Origin of the sequence: Pantoea sp. CTOTU46764, assembly GCF_031974595.1 — a bacterium.
Taxonomy (GTDB): Bacteria; Pseudomonadota; Gammaproteobacteria; order Enterobacterales; family Enterobacteriaceae; genus Pantoea; species Pantoea trifolii.
Genome location: NZ_DALYOQ010000080.1, coordinates 1 through 19541, shown reverse-complemented (window position 1 = coordinate 19541; position 19541 = coordinate 1). Strand labels below are relative to the sequence as shown.

Here is a 19541-nt window from a genome sequence, read left to right as displayed (position 1 = left end):
GGTGGGGGTGAGCTGGTTTTATACCTGGTTCTTCCGTGGTGTGCCGATGCTGGTGCAACTGTTCCTGTGGTACAACATCGCGGCGCTTTATCCCACCATCGCCTTGTCGATTCCGGGCCTCGGCGAAATCTGGAGCACGCAATCTAACGCGTTAGTCAGCCCATTCAGTGCGGCGGTGATCGCGCTGGTGATGCACCAATCCGCTTATGCCGCTGAAATTGTGCGTGCCGGTATTCAGAGCGTCGGCAACGGCCAACTGGAAGCCGCGCGTGCGCTTGGCTATCGCCCTTCACAGATTTTCCGTCACACCGTGCTACCGCAGGCGATGCGCGCCATCATGCCGCCAGCCGGCAACGAAATCATTGGTCAGCTTAAAACCACGGCGGTGGTGTCCGTGATCTCGCTGCAGGACGTGCTGTTCTCGGCGCAGATTATTTACCAGCGCACCTATGAAGTGATTCCGCTGCTGCTGGTGGCAACCTTGTGGTATCTGCTGATGACCTCGGTGCTGTCAGTCGGTCAGTTCTATGTGGAACGCTATTTTGGGCGTGGCGTCACACGCCGGGAAAAACGCAGTTTGCTGAAATCGCTGCCGGGTTTTTCAGCGGCGAAAGCAGAAAGGAGCGTCAGCAATGGGTGAGGCGATCGCATTACGTAAAGTCACCAAACGCTTCTCTGGCGTCACCATTCTGGATGAAGTGAACCTGGATATTCCTGCCGGTTCAGTCACGGTGATCCTTGGGCCATCCGGTTCCGGGAAATCCACGCTGCTGCGCTGCATTAACCATCTGGAAAAACTGGATGGCGGCACCATTCGCATCGGCGGCGAGATCATCGGCTACAAGCAGAAAGGCCAGGCGCTGCACGAGTTAAGCAGCGGTGAAGTTGCGCGTCAGCGTGCCGAAATCGGCATGGTGTTCCAGCAGTTCAACCTGTTCCCGCACCGCACCGTGTTGCAAAACATTGTGGATGCGCCGATGCGCGTGAAGAAGCAGAGCCGTCAGCAGGCGACCAGCAAAGCGCTGTCGCTGCTGAAGCAAGTGGGTTTGTCAGGCCGCGAAGAAGAGTGGCCGCAGAATCTCTCCGGCGGACAGCAGCAGCGTGTGGCGATTGCCCGCGCGCTGGCGATGGATCCCGGCGTGATGCTGTTTGATGAACCGACGTCAGCGCTCGACCCCGAACTGGTGGGCGAAGTACTGCAGGTGATTAAACAGCTGGCGCACTCTGGCATCACCATGGTGGTGGTCACCCACGAGATTGGTTTCGCGCGCGAGGTAGCCGACAACATTGTGTTTATGGAAAGCGGCAAAATCGTGGCGGCGGGGCCAACCCAGCAAGTGCTCGACGACCCGGAAAACGGGCGCGTAAGAAACTTTATTGCAACGGTGCTTTAGGCACCGTTTTTCTTTTTTGATGCCAGGAACAGTGATGACGCAAAAACCGGTAATGCACAGCGCCCATTGGGGCGCTTTTCATGCCCAGCAACAGGGCGATCGGCTGACTATCGAACCGTTTAAAGGCGATCCCGATCCCAGCCCGCTGCTGCAAAACTTCCGCACTGCGTTAAACCATCCGGCACGCGTATCCCGTCCAATGGTGCGTCGTGGCTGGCTGGAGAACGGACCAGGCCCGGACGATCGTCGTGGCAACGATGAGTACGTCGCGGTGAGCTGGGATGACGCTTACGCGTTAGTAACGCGCGAACTGCAACGCGTCGGCGACACTTATGGCCCGGAAGGCATCTTCGGCGGCTCTTACGGATGGTCAAGCGCGGGGCGCTTCCACCACGCACAAAGTCAGGTGCATCGCTTCCTCAACACCACGCTCGGCGGCTACGTGCGCTCGGTTAACAGCTACAGCTCCGGCTCTGCGTCGGTGTTGCTGCCACATATCGTCGGCGACATGAATGAAATTGCCCGTCGCGGCGTCAGTTGGGAAGAGATCGCCCAGCACAGCGAAATCGTGCTGGCATTTGGCGGTTTAGCATTGAAAAACTCACAGGTCGCCAGCGGCGGCTTGAGCGAACACACCGAGCGCGGCTTTATGCAGCAGGCGGCGCAGCGTGGCACGCGCTTTATCTCGGTTAGCCCGCTGAAAAGCGATCTGCCTGAGGAAGCGCAGGGCGAATGGCTGGCGCTGCGACCGGGCACTGACGCGGCCTTCATCCTTGGCGTGTTATCGGTATTGATCGCAGAACAGCTGACCGACGAGGCTTTCCTCGCGCGCTACACCGTGGGCTGGCCAGAAATGGCGGCCTACATTCGTGGCGAAGAAGATGGCACGCCGCGCGATGCGGCGTGGGCAGCAGAAATTTGCGGCGTCAGCGCGGAGTTCATCAGGGATTTCGCCCGCCAGTTGCACGGCAAACGCGTGCTGGTGACGGTGGCGCATGCCTTGCAGCGCGCCGAAAACGGCGAACAACCGGTATGGCTGGGATTGGTGCTGGCGGCCGCGCTCGGTCAGCCGGGCTTGCCGGGCGGTGGCTACACCTATGCGCTTGGCGCGCTAGGCCATTACGGCAAGCATCACAATCTGGTGAGTTTCCCGGCACTGCCGCAGGGCAAGAACGGCATCGATCGCCTGATTCCGGTAGCGCGTATCGCCGATATGCTGCTCAATCCCGGCAAACAATTTGACTACAATGGCCGCCGCTTAACCTATCCACACATCCGTCTGGCATATTGGGCGGGCGGCAATCCGTTCCACCATCATCAGGATCTCGCGCGCCTGCGTCAGGCTTTCTGCCAGCTGGATACGCTGATCGTCCATGAAATCGCCTGGACCGCCAGCGCGCGCCATGCCGATATCGTCTTGCCCGCCACCATGACGCTGGAGCGCGAAGACATTGGCGGCGCACCTACCGATCGCCATTTGTTTGCCATGCAGCCGGTGGCGCAGCCGTTCGGCGAAGCCAAAGATGATTACGCGATTTTCACCGAGCTGGCGCGCCGTTTAGGGCGGGAAGAAGCCTTCACCGAAGGACGCGATACGCGCGGCTGGTTGCAGCATCATTACGCTCAGCTGCAACAGAAGCTGGCGGCGCATCAGGTAGAGATCCCCGACTTCGAGAAGTTCTGGCAACAAGGCGTGCTGGAGCTGCCGCAGCTGAAAGATGGCGGCCGCATGATCAACGCGTTCCGCGCCGATCCAGAAGCGTCGCCCCTGCCGACGCCGAGCGGAAAAATCGAAATTTTCTCCGCCACCATCGCCAGCTTTAATTATGAAAACTGTCCGGGTCATCCGGTATGGCGCGAGCCGCAGCAGCAACCGAATGCCGATCATCCGTTCTGGTTGATCGCCAATCAGCCGGCGACGCGCTTGCACAGCCAGCTCGATTTTGGGGATTACAGCCTGAGCGGCAAACGTGATGGCCGCGAAGTGTGCAGTTTGCATCCGGCTGATGCGGCGGCGTCAGGTATTAACGATGGCGATATCATCGAGCTCTACAACGCGCGCGGCCACGTACTCGCCAGTGCGCGTCTGACCGAAACCATCATGCGCGGCGTGGTGCAGTTGCCGACCGGCGCCTGGTACGATCCGGTCGATCCCACCGCGTTGCGTCCGCTGTGCCGTCACGGTAATCCCAATGTGTTGACGCTGGATATCGGCACCTCGTCATTGGCACAAGGCTGCAGCGGGCAAATCACCGTAGTGCAGGTGCGTAAATATCGCGGCGAAGTGACGCCGGTACAGGCGTTTAATCCGCCAGGTTCATAATAATTTTCGGCGGGGAAATGTAAATCGGTCGCCATTAATGGCGACCCTACGGTTTTAGCGGGGTTTATGCGCACCGTTAATTACGCCGTGGTTTTCCGGTTTTGCGTCAAATCTTTCACCGTTTCCGCTGCACGTTTTCCGGCGAGGAACGCGTTGTCCGAGTTGTAATATTCCCACTCGCTGTAGCGCCCGGAAAGATGGATGCCTTGCGTCGCCAGCCAGCTGCGAATCAGCGTGACGTTGGCAGTGCGTTGATGGTCATACACCACATAGGCGTACGGCATATCCACTTCACTGGCGGTCACGATCTCATCATCGGCATTGATGATGCCGACCCGAATGCAATCTGCGATACAGCGTTCAATTAATGCATCCCCTTCACAAGGCAGCGGCTGATCGGCGCGATAGGTCATTTCGCAGGTCAGGCCAAAACCGCCTTGTGGATTACAGTGCGGGCTGGCGTTGCCCTGTAAAAAGATGCGATGGAACAGCGTGTTGCCGGGATAGTAAATCCAGTGCTTGTCGCTGATATCCGCGCGGCCAATGCCCAGATTGACGCAGCGCACCGAGATATGGCGCAACTGCTGCGCCGCTTTCTGCACCGCCTCGGGCGCAAAGCTGCCCATCAATCGCACCAGCTCCGGCAGCGGCAGGGTGCTGATCATCTGGTCATAATGGAACTGTCGACCATCACGCAACAGCACGCGCCGTTGCAGCGGCTGGATCTCACTGACGTCCGCTTCCATCTCCAGCGCGCAATTCAGATGGGGCAGAAATCCTTCCATCAGCGCCTGAAAACCGCCGCGCAGCGGATAGCCAAAGCGCGCGTTGGGACCGACCGGCTTATCCAGCGGCGCCAGCGCGCCGGAGATGATCTGCTCCAAATCCGGCAGCGGCACGCGTCCGCCGAGCCATGAAGTCTCCATGCTCACCAGAGGGGTTTTCCACAGTTTCTGGTTATACGGCAGGGCGAAATGTCGCGCGATGCCTTTGCCCCAGGTACGGAAAATGAAGCTCTCAAAATCTTCGCTCTCCGGCGGACAGGCCAGGCTTTCACCGTCCGGGATGGCGCCATCGGCGCAGCAGTCGCGACGTGCTTCGGTGGCGACTGCCTGCAAAGCGGGAGGTGAAGCATAGCGCGCCTCAATCGCACCCAACACGCACTCGCCAATCACCTCGGCGGGCAAACCGTGCAGTGCCGACTGGAACGGATAACGGGTGTAAACATCATGGCTGTAAACCCAGGCTTCACGCGTTTGCCAGTGCTGATTGTCGCCCAGCAGAATGTCGTACAAACGCAACACGTAAGGATCGTTGGAGAACATAATGTGGCCGGCGTGATCGAAGGTGAATCCCTGATCCTCGACCGAACGGCACCAGCCGCCCACGCTGGCATTTTTCTCCAGCACCACCGCGCCCGCGCCGTAGTGATAACCGGCGCTCAATCCGGTTGGTCCGGCGCCGAGAATCAAGCACTCAACAGTATTGTGCGCCTGCACTGGTGGACGGGCGGCGGCCACGTCGGGCTGGGAAATCTGGCGTTTCGTCAGCGCCACGATATGCGCCTGCATCTCTTCAGCGGTGCGATCCCACGAAGTTGCCGCAACGCGTGCCGCCATGTTTTTCGCCAGCTGATAGCGGGTTTCGAGCGGCATGTTGAGCGCGGCATCGCAGGCCTGAATAAAGCTCTGATGAGAATCGGCGATGCTCACCACCTCGGCGTAATGGCGCACCACATCGGCAATCGCGGTGCTGACGATCGGCAGCTGCGCCGCCATGTATTCCAGCACTTTGGTCGGGCTAATAAAACGCGTCGATGGATTGAGCGCGAACGGCATCAGGCACAGATCCCAGCCAGCGAGAAAGTGCGGCAAGGCGGCGTAAGGTTGCTGTCCAAACCAATGCAGATTGCTGCGCTGCGGTAGGCTGGCGACGTCAATTTTTACCACCGGGCCGACCATCACGATCTGCCTGTCAGGATGCGCATCTGCTAGCGCGGCAATCAGCGTCAGGTCGAGGCGTTCATCAATCACGCCGTAATAGCCGAGGCGCGGCTTGGGCAGGTTTTCCTGCAGCGGATGGCCGTTAGTGCGGTCCAGCGCTTGTTCAAAATGTCCCGCATCGACGCTGCTTGGATAGCAGTAAACATGCGGATGGCGATGTTTCTTCGCTTCATACAGGCTGGTGCCGCCGGTAAACACCAAATCAGCACGGCTCAACAGCGCCGATTCACGCTGCTGCAGTTGACGCGGTGCCTGATTAAAGGCGGAAAGCTCATCCATGCAGTCATAGATAATCGCGCTCGGGGTGAAGCAGGCCAACAGCGGCAGCGCCATCGGCGTGTAAAACCACACCAACGGCGTTTCATCGTCATCCAGCAGCTCGGCCAGTAGCGGCTGCAGCACAGCGATTTGGCTGTCGTGGAAGCCGGGCGCGGCCACATCGGTATGCGGCTCGATCACCGTCACATTCGGTGCCGGTTGATAGTGGCGTAACGCGGCTTCACCGGGCTGATAAATCGGTTCTTCGATAAACACAATGCGGTGGAACTGGGCGAGGCGCGACAACAGATGCTGTGGACGTTGAAAAACAAATCCCCAACGTAAATGACTGAATACCACTAATACGGATTGTTGCATGGTGCTTTCCTCTGGCCTGCTGTTTGGGATGATAAATCTCTGAAAACGGGCTAATACTCGTTGTGATTGCTGTAATGACGCGGCATAAACCGGGTTCAGCAGGCGCTTTTTGTGAGGATCGACATCCCACAATCCGCTGCGTGGCCAGTCCTGGAGATCTTCCCAAAGCGGGCGATCAATAATCGGGTAGAGGCAGATGCCGCGAATATCACTGCCGTTGAGTTGGGCTTGCGCGACATCGGCAGTCACTTGGGTAAGCCAGGCGGCGCGTCCGCTGCCGACGTGGCTGGTTTCCGCCAGCAAAATTGGGCGTTGATAACGTTCGGTTAACTGCGTCAGCAGCGGATGCAGCGGCACGCGGCGCGCATCGCCCAGATGCCACTCCAGCCGACAGCCGGACCAGGTGAGCCACTGATTGCCGTGGTAATAATTGGCACCGACCACATCGAGATAGTGCGGTTTGCCGCCGAGTTCCGGCTCGCGCAAACCGGCGATCATGTCCCACGCCTGATATTGCGAAGCGTTGATATCGCAGGTGCGCTGCCGACACGCATCGCTGTCTTCATCCGGCACCACATGAATAATCGGGTCGCAGTGCAGGAAACGTGCACGCGGATCGGCGCGGCGAATAGCAGCGCAACCTGCTAGCGTGGCGCGAATTAATTGACGTTTAATCTCATCGGGATCGCTGTGTGCATTATTGCCAAACAGGCCGACAGAAATTCCCCATGCCATAAACGAGATTTCATTCATCGGTGAATAAATCGGTGCCTCTTCATAATATTCCGCGAGAAAGCGCGCCATGCGCTGACAAAAAGCGGCGAAGCGCGGCACAAATTCGCTGGAAAATAAGGTTAAGTCATCCGGCCAGCCGTAATGGCAAAAGGTCCAGTTAATTTGCACACCAAATGAGCGCGCTGAATTCATGCGTTTTTTTAAACTTTCGAGCGTGGTGTGCGGTTCCATTTCCGCCAGTCGCCAGCCAATACTTTCACGGGCCGAGGTTATGCCAAACTGCTGCAGCGCGGCGTAATCGTTGTGGTATTGCGATAAATGGTCGGTCAGCGCATTCATTGAAAGTCGTTCGCCGAAGGGATTGATATGATCCGCTCCCTCATAACCGGCTTGCCAAAAGCTGGAAAATGGCGGCATGGTGTTCCCCCGAATAAAATTCAGGAAAGTTAAGTAAATAAAAGAAATTAACTACATTGTAGGGTCGCCATTAATGGTGGCCTATTAAATGAATATTAAAACTAATTAAAATTATAACCACGCTTTAGCTTAACGCAAATCACTGAGCTGAAAAGAAAATAAGCCTAGCGTGAGTTTTGCGTAATTAAGTGAAGCGGCAAAGTTAAAATAAAATGACATAGTTAAACTAATTCTTACGCTTAACTCACATATTGAAAAGAAGCACGAGTATTAATTTTTTTCATCACTACACTTTAATTAACCCACTTCGGGTTTACGGAGGGTCCTATGTCAGAACGTCCAGATGATGATGATGTAATTCCACTGCCAGGTGATGATGAAACATTACCCGACGAAGATGATGATTTACCCCGCGATACTGAATTCCCTGAAGATCAGCAACCTAAAATCTGAAAATGGGTCGAGCCGCCGCTGGCGGCTCACTATTTAGAGTGCACTCTGCTGTAATTCCCCCATAATACCTCTCCAGGATTCATTTATTTTTTTAACACTTAAGGGAGAGATACGATGGTCAACGACTATTTCACACAGCCACCGATTGGCGTCACGGTTGAGCAGCATAAACGCACCGTTGCGGTTGCGGCGGCATTAGCGGTGGCAAAAGAGTCAGTTAGCGCCTCAACCTCTGCCAGCGGATCAAAGGCATCGTGGGATTTGCAGGCGGTTGCCAATGAGATCGCAAATCTGGCCGATGCCATTCAGGATGCGCTGGAGCCGGTCGAAACGCTCTAACCCAGCAGCTGGGTTAATTGCGCCAGATGCGCGCTGCTAGCCAGCTCGCTGCTGTTTAGCAGTTGTTGCTGGCGTTGCGGGGATTCCTGCTGCAGTGCCGCGTGCAGCTTGCCTGCGACATCCACCGCATCGGCCAGCGATTGCTGACGCGTGCGGTGATGCTGCAACTGCAAGCCATCGCGTAGCGTAATGGTCACCAGATGAAAACGCAGCGCCGGGTTAATCGCATCCGGTGGCGCATTTTCATCTGGTATACGAAGTACTTTGGCTGCCAGCGGCATTACTTCCTGATTCAACTCGCCTTCGGCAAAATCCTGCAAGCGTAAATCGCCACAAATCAGCATCGCGGCAATCACGTATTCCAGACTGAAACGCGCTTCAATGCCGTTGGTCGGCACACGCACCGATGCGGCAATATCGCCGCCCGGCGGAAACGCCACGCTGATCTCGCTAATGCTTTCCAGCAAACTTTCCAGCGATTTACCGCTCGCAAGCCATTCATTGCGCAAGATGCGCGTGGCTTCGGCGGCGCTGTGCGTACCGGCGCAGGTGGGGAAGGGTTTGAACTCCAGTCCAGGCGTAACAATGCGCCACGGCTGCGCCCAGTTCTCAATCAGCTTTTCCGGCTGCGCCTGGCCGTTGCTCGTGGCAGACATAAAGGCCTCAATTACCCCATCCTGCTTGCCATCAAAACCGGCCAGCGTCAGCTGTGCGGCGGTCACCGCGCGTTCAGCCGCAAACCCGGCGTGCAGCGGCTTCACCGCCGAACCAAACTGCGCGCGTAATCCGCTGGCTTGTGTGGTGGCGATGCCGAGCAGCGTTGCGGTGGCAGAGACATCTAAAGCCATCAACCGCGCCAGCGCGGCGGCGGCGGCAACCGTGCCGAGTGTCGCGGTATTGTGATTACCTAAGGCGTAATGCTGTTGGCTGACGGCCAGACCTAAACGTCCGGCGACTTCAACGCCAATCGCGTAGGCATCAAGGAACTGATCCAGCTCAGAAGGCTGCAGCTGCTGCCAGGCAAACAGCGCGGGCAGAATCACCACGCTGGGATGCCCGCGAAAATCCGCATGAAAATCATCGTAATCTAGCGCGTGGCTGGCATAACCGAGCAGCAGCGCGTGAGATCGCGCGCTGCCGTCGCCATATACGCTGCGCAGCGCCGGTAAACCGCTATCCGGCACCTGACCTTGCAATACCGGCCAGCTGACGGCGAGGAAATCACGCACGCCTTCACGCGCCGCAGCTCGTGCAACGTCATCAGGTTGGCTGTGAACAATGCGCTTAGCCAGCGCGGCGGTTAGGTTCATCAGCTCACGCTCTTGAGAGCCGCGACCGCCAGATTGGCGAGATAGCGCGACGTCGGCAGCAGCACATCATCATTGATGCGAAACGCCGGATGGTGCAGCGCATAAGGCTCGCCGGTGCCAATCATCATGAATGCGCCTGGCAGTTGTTGCTGATAGAACGCAAAATCTTCGCCAATTGGGCTGGCTTCCACCACGCGCGCCTCAAAGCCGCTGGCGCTGGCCTGCTGCAAGGCAAAATCGGCCCAGTGCGCGTCATTCACCACCGAAGGCGGGCCTGCATGCCAGTTGAATTTCACCTCGGCGGCAAAGGCAGCGCCAATACCTTGCACGATCTCACGGAAGCGCTGTTCAAGACGTTCGCGCGTCTTCTGTGAGAAGGAGCGCACCGTCCCTTCCAGCCAGGCGCTATCCGGAATCACGTTCCAGGTGCTGCCGCTATGAATCTGGGTGATCGAGACCACCGCGTTATCGCCGGATGGCGCATTGCGGCTGATCAGCGTTTGCGCCGCCGAGATAATTTGCGCAGCAATCACAATCGGATCGTTGCCCTGATGCGGTTTAGCGGCGTGGCTACCCATGCCAGTGATGCTGATATCAAAGCGATCAACCGCCGCCGTTAACGGACCGGCTTTGCTGCCAATCACGCCAGGCGGCAGCGACGGATCGTTGTGGATGCCGAAAATAGCCACCGCATCATCCAGCGCGCCAGTAGCGATCACATCGGGCGCGCCCTGGCCGGTCTCTTCTGCCGCCTGGAACAGAATGCGCACGCGACCTGGCAGCGTATCTTCCTGCTGTTTGAGCAGAATCGCCGCGCCCAGCGCCGCCGAACTGTGGAAGTCGTGGCCGCAGGCGTGCATCACGCCGGGACGTTCAGATCGGAAGTTCACATCTGACTGCTCTTCAATCGGCAGCGCATCGATGTCAGAACGTAGCACCATCAGCGGACCGTTTTCACGACCTATTTCCGCGACTAAACCGGTTTTGAGCGGCAGATCCAGCACGCGAATATGGTGTTGCTCTAATTGCTGGCGAATACGTGCGGTGGTTTCAAACTCTTGATTGGAGAGCTCAGGAAAACGGTGCAGTTCGTGGCGGAAAGCGATCAGCTGTTCGCCTAAGGTGTCGAGTGATTGGCTCATGCTGTTACTCCTTGTTGCGCCGCCTGGCGTGTTAACCACGCATCGTGGGCGGCTTCATCCAGTACTTTCTTCATATATTGCGTGATGTGGCCTTTGCCGAGATCGGTGGTGTGCATCAGCTGGAAACCGCGCTTTTTGTACATCTCGATCAGCCACGGATGGCTGGTGGCGGTGCCGAGCGATACCGCAGGCGCGCGTAATTGGCCCAGCAGAATCTCCTGCTCGAGGCGATCCTGCACCTGACGGCCATATTGCTTGCCGGGATAATCGGGATGCGCGCCAAACCAGCCGATATGCGGCAGGCCAAACGGGCCGGGCAGCGGTCCCCACGGATAACGTACGGTAACGGATGAGACCATCACCTCATCGGCATACAGGGCATAAACACCGTGGCTTTGCAGATGACGCAACGTTTTGGCAAGGTCGGCGGTAGCAGCATCAAATTTGATGCCCAGCGCCAGCGTAGGCGCATACGCGGCATGCATCAGCGCCTGATAGGTTTCCACCTCGTCTTCTCTGACCTGACGAAATTCAAGTGACATAGATATCCCCGGGAAAAAATATGCGCTTTTGTAGGGTCGCCATTAATGGCGACCTAACAGGCATTCATACAAAAGAGATCAGACTACCAGCAAAGCCATTCCCCGCTATATGTGAAAAATAACTAAGCTAATGCGAATTTGTGAAAATGAAATCACCCCTTTTGCATTGCTTAAATCGTTATTTACCGTAGTATGCAGAAAATACATAGCGCTATAACTATTCTGTATTAACCCTCTGAATTATCTTAATTTAATCCGTTATAGCCTTATTCTTAATCAGGGTGACGCCGTGTTAGCGATCAAATCTCCGCGTGCATATGCACATGAATCCGGTTTGCGTGCGCGCGCCGGTGAATTTATCAAACCTTACGCTTCCCATATTCGCATCTTTACTTCTCCTCGCGCCTGGCAGGCGGTTAATCCGGAATTAACCCACAGCCTTGAAGCCAATGCTATTCGCTGGGAAATAGAGTATCTGATCGGTGAATGCACCGATGCCGCGATTGCAACCCTGAAGCAAAATGTCGAGCAGCAGGGCGCTGAACTGCTGTTTGCGGTCGGTGGCGGACGCGTGCTGGATGCGGCGAAAGCGGTGGGTAGCCAATTGCCCGATCTCAACGTGATCAACTTCGCCACGGTTGCCGCAACCTGCGCGGCATGGTCGCCGGTAGCGATTGTTTACAATGAGCAGGGCGGCCATGTGCGCAGCCAGCCGTTAGGCAAAATGCCGGATTTGGTGCTGGTGGATAGCGAGATTATCGCGCGCAGCGACGTGCGTTATCTGAAAGCCGGCATCGTTGATGCGCTGGCCAAATATTACGAGTTCTATCCTTATCAGCGTAACAATCCCCACGATCTGGCGCTGGATCTCAAAGTAATGACTGCCAAACGCGCACTGGATCTCTATCGCGAGCTGGGTGCAGCGGCGGTTGCGGCTAACGAACAGCAGATTGTCACGCCGGAGCTGGTGAAAATCATCGATGCCAACATCGGGTTGGCCGGATTAGCCAACAGCGTGCGCGATGTGTTGCCCACGCCGGGTTTTGCCCACGCCATTCACAATCGTCTGACGCATCAGCCGGAGCTGCACGAATGGCTGCACGGCGAAAAAGTGGGTTACAGCCTGCTGGTGCAATCGCTGATTGAGCATAACGGCGTGCCGGATGCCGATTTGCTGGCGCTGCTGCGTGAGTACGACATGCCGCTGACCTTAGCACCGTTAACCGGCGACCGCGCGGCGACGATTCGCACTATCGCGGAACAAATTAAATTCCCGGCGGCCAGCGCCGAACGTCTGCCATTCCGCATCTCTGCTGATGCGCTGGAACAGGCGCTGCTGGCGACCGAGAACACTTTTTAATCGCACCACTTTTTATTGACCAGGACAAATTAATGGCTAACTCACAACAACAACGCCGCATCCGTTTAGGCCTTTTCGTGCAGCCAGTAGGACAACACGTCAGCGGCTGGCGCCTGACGGAAAAACTCGGCGATCCGACTGACATTGACTGGCTGATCACTATCGCAAAAAAAGCCGAAGCCGGTAAATTCGATCTGTTCTTCGTCGGCGATGCGCTGGCCACCAGCATGTATCGCCTGCCATCGACCATGGCGCGCCTGGAGCCGCTGACCATGCTGTCGGCGCTGGCGGTCAACACTAAACGCATCGGTCTGGCGGCCACCGCGTCCACCACCTTCAGCGATCCGTTTACCATGGCGCGCAGCTTCTCCTCGCTGGATCACATCAGTCGTGGTCGCGCCGCATGGAACGTGGTGACCTCGTTCTCCGCCGATGTGGCACGCAACTTCAGCCGCAACGATATGCCGAACCACGCCGAGCGTTATGCGCGAGCGCGTGAATTCCTCGAAGTAGCGGAAAAACTGTGGGCCGGCTGGGAAGAGGGCGCGGTGCAGCCGAATAAAGAGACCGGTGCGTACTTTGTTGATGACAAAATCCAGCCGATTAACCACCAAGGCGAACACTTCCAGGTGCAAGGCCCACTGAATATCACCCGCTCACCGCAAGGTCGTCCGGTGATCATCGAAGCCGGTTCCTCCGCCGATGGTCAGAAACTGGCGGCGGAAACCGCAGAAGTGATCTTCACCGCTGCGGCTAGCCTCGAAGAGGCACAAACCTTCTATCGTTCACAGAAAGATCAGGTGATTGCCGCCGGTCGTAATCCGGATCATGTGGTGATCATGCCGGGCGTGATGCCGATTGTTGGCCGCACGCGTGAAGAAGCCAAAGCGCTGTGGAAAGAGCTCAACACGCTGGTGGATATCGAAAACGGTCTGCGTCAGCTGTCGCTGCGTTTCAGCATGGATCTCAGCCAGTTCCCGCTGGATGGTCCGGTGCCAGAAGTGCCGCTGGGTGAAGGTAACCAGAGCCGCGTCAAACTGATGACCGACATGGCGAAGCGTGAAAATCTGACGCTGCGCGAGTTGGCGGCGGTGGCGGCCGGTTCACGTGGACATCGCGTGATTGTCGGTACCGCTGAAGATATCGCCGATGATTTCGAGCTGTGGCTGAATGAGGGCGGCGCGGATGGTTTCAACATCATGCCAGCGATTATGTCCGAGCAGCTGGATCTGTTTGTTGAACTGGTGATCCCGGAACTACGCCATCGCGGCCTGTTCCGTGATGATTACGAGTTCACCACGCTGCGTGAAAACCTCGGCTTGCCAGTGGCTTAACCCTTTCAGGAGCTCAACATGGTCACCTTCTCCAGGCGTGTGCAATCCGTGTCGCTCTCTGCCAATGCTGCGGCGCGTCAACTGACGCGCCAGCTGAAGGAGCAGGGCGTCGATATTCTCGATCTCACCACCGGTGAGCCAGATTTTGATACGCCACAGCACATTCGTCAGGCGGCGGTGGCGGCGATGGACGCCGGTGAAACGCGCTACACGCCGACCAACGGCACCACGCCGCTGCGCAAAGCGGTGATAGCCAAGCTGAAGAATGAGAACCAGCTGGATTATGATCTGGCGCAGATCTGCATCGCTAACGGTGCTAAGCAGATCATCTTCAACGCCTTTGCCGCCACGCTGAATGAGGGCGATGAGGTGATTGTGCCGGTGCCGTACTGGCCGACCTTCCCGGATAGCGTGCGTTTCAACGGCGGTGAAGCGGTGCTGTTGGAGTGTCCGCTTGAGCAGGAATACAAGTTGCAGCCGCAGCAGCTGGCGCAGGCAATTACCAGCAAAACCCGCTGGCTGGTGCTGAACAATCCCGGCAATCCTTCCGGCATGGTGTATAGCGCTGATGAGCTGACTGCGCTGGCGACGGTGCTACGCGATCATCCTGATGTGCTGATCATGCTGGATGAACTCTACGAACATATTCTGTTTGATGGCCGTGAACACGTCAGCTTGCTGCACGTCGCGCCGGATTTAGCCGAGCGCATTTTGCTGGTGGGCGGCGTGTCGAAAACCTACGCCATGACCGGCTGGCGCATTGGTTTTGGTGCCGGGCCAAAAGCCTTGATCGACGCGATGGTGGTGGTGCAGTCGCAAAACAGTTCCGGTGCCAGCGCGGTCAGCCAGGCTGCGGCGGTGGCGGCTTATAACGGTGGACTCGACTTCCTGCCGCCGCAACGCACGGCTTATCAGGATCGCCGCGATGCAATTATGGCGTTCTTACAGCCGGTGCAGGAAATTGACGTGCTCAATCCAGATGGCGCGTTCTTTATTTTCTGCCGCTGCGCCGGTTTATTGGGTAAAACGCGTCCCGATGGACAGAAGATTGAAACTGAGCAGGATGTAATAAATTATCTGCTGAAAAGCGGGGTATCGGGCGTGGCGGGCAGCGCGTATGGTTTGTCACCTTATTTCCGTTTATCCATTGCCACCGATATTGCGACGGTGCGTGAGGCGGGCCGCAGAATTGCGCAGGCCTGTGCGGCATTAAGCTAATTCCTGCCAGATGCGCCAGATAATTCTTAGGTTTTGTCTGGCGTCTTATCGCAATAACTTTATGAGTCAATTAACAACTTTCCAACCCGCATTTCATCCCGCATAATGCGCCTTTCATTATTTCCGGTTATTATTTCATGTCTAAATTATCTTTGAATCTCAATACCGCTTTGATTAGCGGCCTGGCTATTTTCGCGCCGCTGCAAGCCATGGCAAATACAGAAACTTCTCAGGCACCGATCATTATTCAGGGCGCGATGCCGGTTGAAGCCGAGCATTTCGCCGCCAAACTGGAAAATGCTAAAGAGCGTCAGATTGGCGAATGGCGTTTCTGGCAGGGCACGGTTGAAGGTTATCCGGTAATCGTTTCTGAAACGCTAAAAGGCATGTCAAATGTCGCGGCGGCAACCTCGATTGCAGTAGTGGAATTCAAACCTAAAGCCATCATTAATCAGGGCACTGCAGGCGGTCACGATCCGGCATTACATGTCTATGACATTGTCGTGGGCAAATATTCGGTCAACCTCGGCGCGTTTAAAACGCCGCACAAGTTACAGGGCGCGGGCAGTAATTCCGTTGATTGGAAACCGATGGATTTGATGGCCTCAAAAGGCAGCGCAGGTGAAGATAAAAATGCCCACAGCATTCGTCAGTTTGCCGCCGATGCGCAGCTGATGAAAGCCGCTGAGCAGGCGATGCCGGCTTACACCCAAGGCAAAGTAGTGGAAGGCGTGATCGGATCGGCTGATGTGTGGAACAGCGAGTTGGACCGTATTCGCTTCTTCCATGAGAACTTCAACACCTCCGTTGAGGAGATGGAAACCGCGTCGGCTGCGCAGATCTCATCGCTGTTCAATATCCCGTTTATCGGTATTCGTGTGTTATCTAACAACATCACCAACAACGGTAAATACGACGCGCAAACCGGTATCGCTTGCCAGGATTATGTGTACGATGTTTTAAAAGCGTATATCAAACAGATTAATGCGCAGAAATAATAAGTAAAAAAAACGCAGCACTTGCGCTGCGTTTTCATGTTCACACTTTGTACTGCATGCGCCGATTAAATCAGGAAATCATCCATCGAACCGCCAGCTTCCAGTGCGGCTTTAATCGGGGAAGGCGTGCGGCCCTGGCCAGTCCACATTTTCTCGTTACCCTGTTCGTCGATGAACTTATACTTTGCGGGACGCGGCGCGCGTTTCGACTTAGGTTTGCTTTCCTGGGTATTTAATTGCGCCAGGTCACTAATATCGATACCGTCTTTCAACAACATCTCTTTGTAAAGCGCCAGTTTTTCTTCTTTTTCGCGCTGGGCTGCAATTTCTGCTTCCGCTTCTTCACGGCGTTCTGCGACTACCACGGCGAATTTTTCCAGCATCTCTTCTAATGCTGTAACTTCAATATTACGTGCTTCGGCACGCAGCGTGCGAAGATTGTTCAATGCGTTAAGTGCATCGCTCATGAATAAATCCTTATTACTTATTTGACTGGTGTAAAGGAGAGCATTCTACGAGATTTTTTGGCAAATTAAAATAATCTGTTCCAGACAGAATTGTCCGGAAAATATCGGGGTGATCAGATGTTTCTTTATATTGGCTGACGCGTTTTCAAGCTGTTTGGCTTATTCACGTTATGTTTTTGAGTAATGAGAATAATAGTTGCTGCATTATTCAGCATTTTAATGCGATGTATGTGAAGGTCGCCATGAATGTCGACCCTACAAATCTGATGCGTGCTGGAATCTGTTCAATTTCACATAGTTGACGAAAATCCCTGCATGAACCTTCCTGAAAATAACGCTTATCAACTATTACTCGTTGAAGAATAAGGCGTTTCACCAAGTGTAAAAGTGTCAGTAAACCGGTAACAATTTCTTGCATTGTAAACCTTAATGCGTATATTTCTCATTTGCTTTCTTAACGGCTTCCTTACTGTCGTTCCTCTTTCAGACGTCAGCAGCGGTGCCGCAAAAAAATAACGAAAAGTTGATTGAGGAATGGTATGTCTTTCGAAGATTTGCGCGTCAGGAAACCCGGCAATGCGCCTCAGCGTGCGTTGCGTCTCTCTTTACTGGCTATGATGGTTGCGTCGGGTATCGCGCAGGCAGCAGAGACCACCAACACCGAACAGACGCTGAACGTGGATGCCAGCGCGAATGCGGATCAGCAACAGCAGGCGGCACAGGATTACAGCGTACCGGTGACGCGTGCCGGGACCAAAATGGCGCTCACCGCGCGCGATATTCCGCAATCGGTTTCGATCGTTAGCAAGCAGCGTATGGAAGACCAACAGCTGCAATCGCTGAACGATGTGCTGGCCAACACCACCGGCATTCACGGCGTCTCTTCCGACATGGACCGCACAAACTACTATTCGCGCGGTTTTCTGATCGACAACTATATGACCGATGGCATTCCCACCGCCTTCGCCTCACGCTGGAACCTCGGCGATGCGCAGAGCGATATGGCGCTGTATGAGCGGGTCGAAGTGGTGCGCGGTGCCACCGGTTTGCTGACTGGCCCAGGCAACCCATCTGCTTCGATCAACATGGTGCGCAAGCACGCCGACAGCAAAGAGTTCACCGGCAGCGTTTCAGCCAGCTATGGCAGCTGGAACAAACAGCGTTATGTTGCCGATCTCTCTGCGCCGCTGTCCGCCGAAGGTAACGTGCGTGGTCGCCTGGTGGCGGGTTATGAAGATAGAAACAGCTTTATTGAACGCTACGGCGCAGATAAAAAATTCGTTTATGGCGTGGTTGATGCTGATTTGACCGATTCCACTAAATTGTCGGTCGGTTACGAATTCAGCCAGGTTAACACCGATTCGCCAATGTGGGGCGGCTCCCCGCGCTGGTATACCGATGGCTCACAAACGAAGTTGCGTCGTGGTTACAACACCGCGCCAGACTGGGCTTACAACAACAAAGAAAACAAAAAAGTCTTTGTTAATCTGCAGCAAAACTTCGATAACGGCTGGAACATCACGCTTAACGGCACGCACAACGAAATGTTCCTCGACAGCAAACAGCTGTATATCGATGGTTTCTTCGATAAAACCACCGGCGCGGGCTCTTCTTCTTACGCCGGCTATCCGGTTATCGGCGGCACTGGCTACAACACTGGCAAACGTAAAGTGGATGCAGTGGATGCCTTCGCCAGCGGCCCGTATGAATTATTGGGACGTCAGCATGAGCTGATGATCGGCGTTAACTACAGCCGTCAGGACAACAAGTACTACAGCTCGTGGGAGAATATCTCCTCAGAAGAGCTGGGTAACTTTAATAACTACAATGGCGACTTCCCTGAATCCAACTGGGATCCGCGCGAACCGGCGTCAGATACGCAGCTGGTTCGTCAAAAATCTGCCTATCTGGCAACGCGCATCTCGCTGGCCGATCCGCTACATGTGATTCTGGGTGCCCGCTACACCAACTGGAATCGTCAGACGCTGAGCGAAGAAATGGAGAAGAACAATATCACGCCGTACGGTGGTGTGATTTGGGACTTCTACGACAACTGGTCCGCGTATGCCAGTTACACCTCGGTGTTCCAGCCGCAGGATTATCAGGATGCGTCTGGAGCCTTCCTGGCGCCGGTGATTGGCAAGAACTATGAAGCGGGAGTGAAATCAGACTGGTTTAACAGCCGCCTGACCACTTCGGTTTCTATATTCCGCACCGAGTTGGACAACGTTGGCGAAGCGACCGGAGAAACAAACCCGGAGACGGGCAATGCTATCTATGTTGGTAAGAAAGGTGTGGTTAGCCGTGGCGTAGAGTTTGAAGTCAACGGCGCGGTAACCGATAACTGGCAGATGACCTTCGGTGGCACCAGCTACGTAGCGGAAGATGCCAACGGTGATCGCTATAACTCGAACCTGCCGCGCACCTCATTCAATCTCTTCACCAGCTATCGCTTGCCGATGCTTGATCAGTTGACCCTGGGTGGCGGCTTGACCTGGCAGTCGAAAACCTACGGCGACATTGGCGGTCCAGACGGTGAAGGCACCTGGCGCGCACGTCAGGGCAGCTACTCAGTGGTGGATCTGTTCGCACGCTACGACGTCACCAAAAACGTCTCGTTACAGGCCAACATTAACAACCTGTTCGACAAAGAGTATGATACCAACGTCAGTAACGGCGGCATCGTGTACGGCGATCCACGTAACTTCTCGGTTTCGGCGACCTATCGTTTCTGATGAAAATGCTGGGTGTGCAGGATTGCGCATCCAGCGGAGAATCTCGCCAATCCTTCGGTCACCATGAATGGCGACCCTTGTATCTCGATCATTCTCCTCCGGGTGCTATGATCCCCGACTGATCATCGGGAAGTT

General features: G+C 55.6%; 15 protein-coding genes. 10 read left to right on the top strand and 5 right to left on the bottom strand.

The features are described 5' to 3' along the window. From RTM06_RS20010 to RTM06_RS20000, 3 genes are all read left to right on the top strand, one after another. Positions 1-640 (top strand): amino acid ABC transporter permease (locus RTM06_RS20010; protein ID WP_312184495.1); only part of this gene is annotated, 640 nt, incomplete at its 5' end. After that, entirely contained in the window at positions 633-1394 is a 762-nt protein-coding gene (locus tag RTM06_RS20005; RefSeq protein WP_061719602.1) for an amino acid ABC transporter ATP-binding protein, read from the top strand. The genes RTM06_RS20010 and RTM06_RS20005, both read left to right, overlap by 8 nt. Positions 1395-1428: 34 nt before the next feature. Continuing rightward, entirely contained in the window at positions 1429-3717 is a 2289-nt protein-coding gene (locus tag RTM06_RS20000) for a molybdopterin-dependent oxidoreductase (protein ID WP_312184494.1), read from the top strand. An 80-nt stretch (positions 3718-3797) separates the two neighbouring features. On the opposite strand, the gene RTM06_RS19995 is transcribed toward RTM06_RS20000, so the two are convergent. Then, a complete protein-coding gene (locus RTM06_RS19995; protein WP_312184493.1) occupies positions 3798-7508 on the bottom strand; it encodes an FAD-dependent oxidoreductase in 3711 nt (1236 codons plus the stop codon). 327 nt (positions 7509-7835) lie between these two features. On the opposite strand from RTM06_RS19995, the gene RTM06_RS19990 reads away from it, so the two are divergent. Then, positions 7836-7961, top strand: coding sequence for a hypothetical protein (locus RTM06_RS19990; RefSeq protein WP_008103156.1), 126 nt, complete (start codon positions 7836-7838; stop codon positions 7959-7961). A gap of 114 nt (positions 7962-8075) precedes the next feature. Continuing rightward, positions 8076-8300: a hypothetical protein gene (locus RTM06_RS19985; RefSeq protein WP_007890034.1), complete on the top strand. Its 225-nt coding sequence runs from the start codon at positions 8076-8078 to the stop codon at positions 8298-8300. Here the strand turns inward: RTM06_RS19985 and RTM06_RS19980 are convergent. The 3 genes from RTM06_RS19980 to RTM06_RS19970 are packed head-to-tail and all read right to left on the bottom strand — an operon-like array spanning position 8297 to position 11294. Further along, complete coding sequence (locus RTM06_RS19980) at positions 8297-9610, bottom strand: MmgE/PrpD family protein (protein ID WP_312184492.1); 1314 nt, start codon at positions 9608-9610, stop codon at positions 8297-8299. The genes RTM06_RS19985 and RTM06_RS19980 overlap by 4 nt on opposite strands. Further along, a complete protein-coding gene (locus tag RTM06_RS19975; RefSeq protein WP_312184491.1) occupies positions 9610-10752 on the bottom strand; it encodes an amidohydrolase in 1143 nt (380 codons plus the stop codon). The genes RTM06_RS19980 and RTM06_RS19975 overlap by 1 nt, the downstream gene beginning before the upstream one ends. Next, positions 10749-11294: a GNAT family N-acetyltransferase gene (locus RTM06_RS19970; RefSeq protein ID WP_061719596.1), complete on the bottom strand. Its 546-nt coding sequence runs from the start codon at positions 11292-11294 to the stop codon at positions 10749-10751. Before RTM06_RS19970 ends, RTM06_RS19975 begins: the two co-directional genes overlap by 4 nt. Before the next feature lie 289 nt (positions 11295-11583). Here RTM06_RS19970 and RTM06_RS19965 point away from each other — a divergent pair, with 289 nt between their 5' ends. The 4 genes from RTM06_RS19965 to RTM06_RS19950 all read left to right on the top strand — a co-directional run bounded on the left by RTM06_RS19965 (position 11584) and on the right by RTM06_RS19950 (position 16204). Next, positions 11584-12654: an iron-containing alcohol dehydrogenase family protein gene (locus RTM06_RS19965; RefSeq protein WP_312184490.1), complete on the top strand. Its 1071-nt coding sequence runs from the start codon at positions 11584-11586 to the stop codon at positions 12652-12654. A gap of 32 nt (positions 12655-12686) precedes the next feature. Then, entirely contained in the window at positions 12687-13988 is a 1302-nt protein-coding gene (locus RTM06_RS19960; protein ID WP_312184489.1) for an LLM class flavin-dependent oxidoreductase, read from the top strand. A gap of 18 nt (positions 13989-14006) precedes the next feature. Next, the gene (locus RTM06_RS19955) at positions 14007-15206 is read left to right on the top strand and encodes an aminotransferase class I/II-fold pyridoxal phosphate-dependent enzyme (protein WP_312184488.1); all 1200 of its coding nucleotides are present in this window, start codon (positions 14007-14009) and stop codon (positions 15204-15206) included. Positions 15207-15343: 137 nt separating this feature from the next. Beyond that, entirely contained in the window at positions 15344-16204 is an 861-nt protein-coding gene (locus RTM06_RS19950) for a 5'-methylthioadenosine/S-adenosylhomocysteine nucleosidase (RefSeq protein WP_312184487.1), read from the top strand. A gap of 65 nt (positions 16205-16269) precedes the next feature. On the opposite strand, the gene RTM06_RS19945 is transcribed toward RTM06_RS19950, so the two are convergent. Beyond that, positions 16270-16671, bottom strand: a complete 402-nt coding sequence (locus RTM06_RS19945; RefSeq protein ID WP_293794050.1) for an H-NS family nucleoid-associated regulatory protein — start codon at positions 16669-16671, stop codon at positions 16270-16272. A gap of 539 nt (positions 16672-17210) precedes the next feature. Between RTM06_RS19945 and fhuE the strand changes: the two genes are divergently transcribed. Next, a complete protein-coding gene (gene fhuE, locus RTM06_RS19940; RefSeq protein WP_312184486.1) occupies positions 17211-19406 on the top strand; it encodes a ferric-rhodotorulic acid/ferric-coprogen receptor FhuE in 2196 nt (731 codons plus the stop codon). The last annotated feature ends 135 nt before the right edge of the window (positions 19407-19541 follow it).

Coding starts and splice junctions, on each gene's coding strand:
- RTM06_RS20005 (WP_061719602.1), top strand. CDS start 633: ATGGGTGAGGCGATCGCATTACGTAAAGTCACCAAACGCTTCTCTGGC.
- RTM06_RS20000 (WP_312184494.1), top strand. CDS start 1,429: ATGACGCAAAAACCGGTAATGCACAGCGCCCATTGGGGCGCTTTTCAT.
- RTM06_RS19995 (WP_312184493.1), bottom strand. CDS start 7,508: ATGCCGCCATTTTCCAGCTTTTGGCAAGCCGGTTATGAGGGAGCGGAT.
- RTM06_RS19990 (WP_008103156.1), top strand. CDS start 7,836: ATGTCAGAACGTCCAGATGATGATGATGTAATTCCACTGCCAGGTGAT.
- RTM06_RS19985 (WP_007890034.1), top strand. CDS start 8,076: ATGGTCAACGACTATTTCACACAGCCACCGATTGGCGTCACGGTTGAG.
- RTM06_RS19980 (WP_312184492.1), bottom strand. CDS start 9,610: ATGAACCTAACCGCCGCGCTGGCTAAGCGCATTGTTCACAGCCAACCT.
- RTM06_RS19975 (WP_312184491.1), bottom strand. CDS start 10,752: ATGAGCCAATCACTCGACACCTTAGGCGAACAGCTGATCGCTTTCCGC.
- RTM06_RS19970 (WP_061719596.1), bottom strand. CDS start 11,294: ATGTCACTTGAATTTCGTCAGGTCAGAGAAGACGAGGTGGAAACCTAT.
- RTM06_RS19960 (WP_312184489.1), top strand. CDS start 12,687: ATGGCTAACTCACAACAACAACGCCGCATCCGTTTAGGCCTTTTCGTG.
- RTM06_RS19955 (WP_312184488.1), top strand. CDS start 14,007: ATGGTCACCTTCTCCAGGCGTGTGCAATCCGTGTCGCTCTCTGCCAAT.
- RTM06_RS19950 (WP_312184487.1), top strand. CDS start 15,344: ATGTCTAAATTATCTTTGAATCTCAATACCGCTTTGATTAGCGGCCTG.
- RTM06_RS19945 (WP_293794050.1), bottom strand. CDS start 16,671: ATGAGCGATGCACTTAACGCATTGAACAATCTTCGCACGCTGCGTGCC.
- fhuE (WP_312184486.1), top strand. CDS start 17,211: ATGTCTTTCGAAGATTTGCGCGTCAGGAAACCCGGCAATGCGCCTCAG.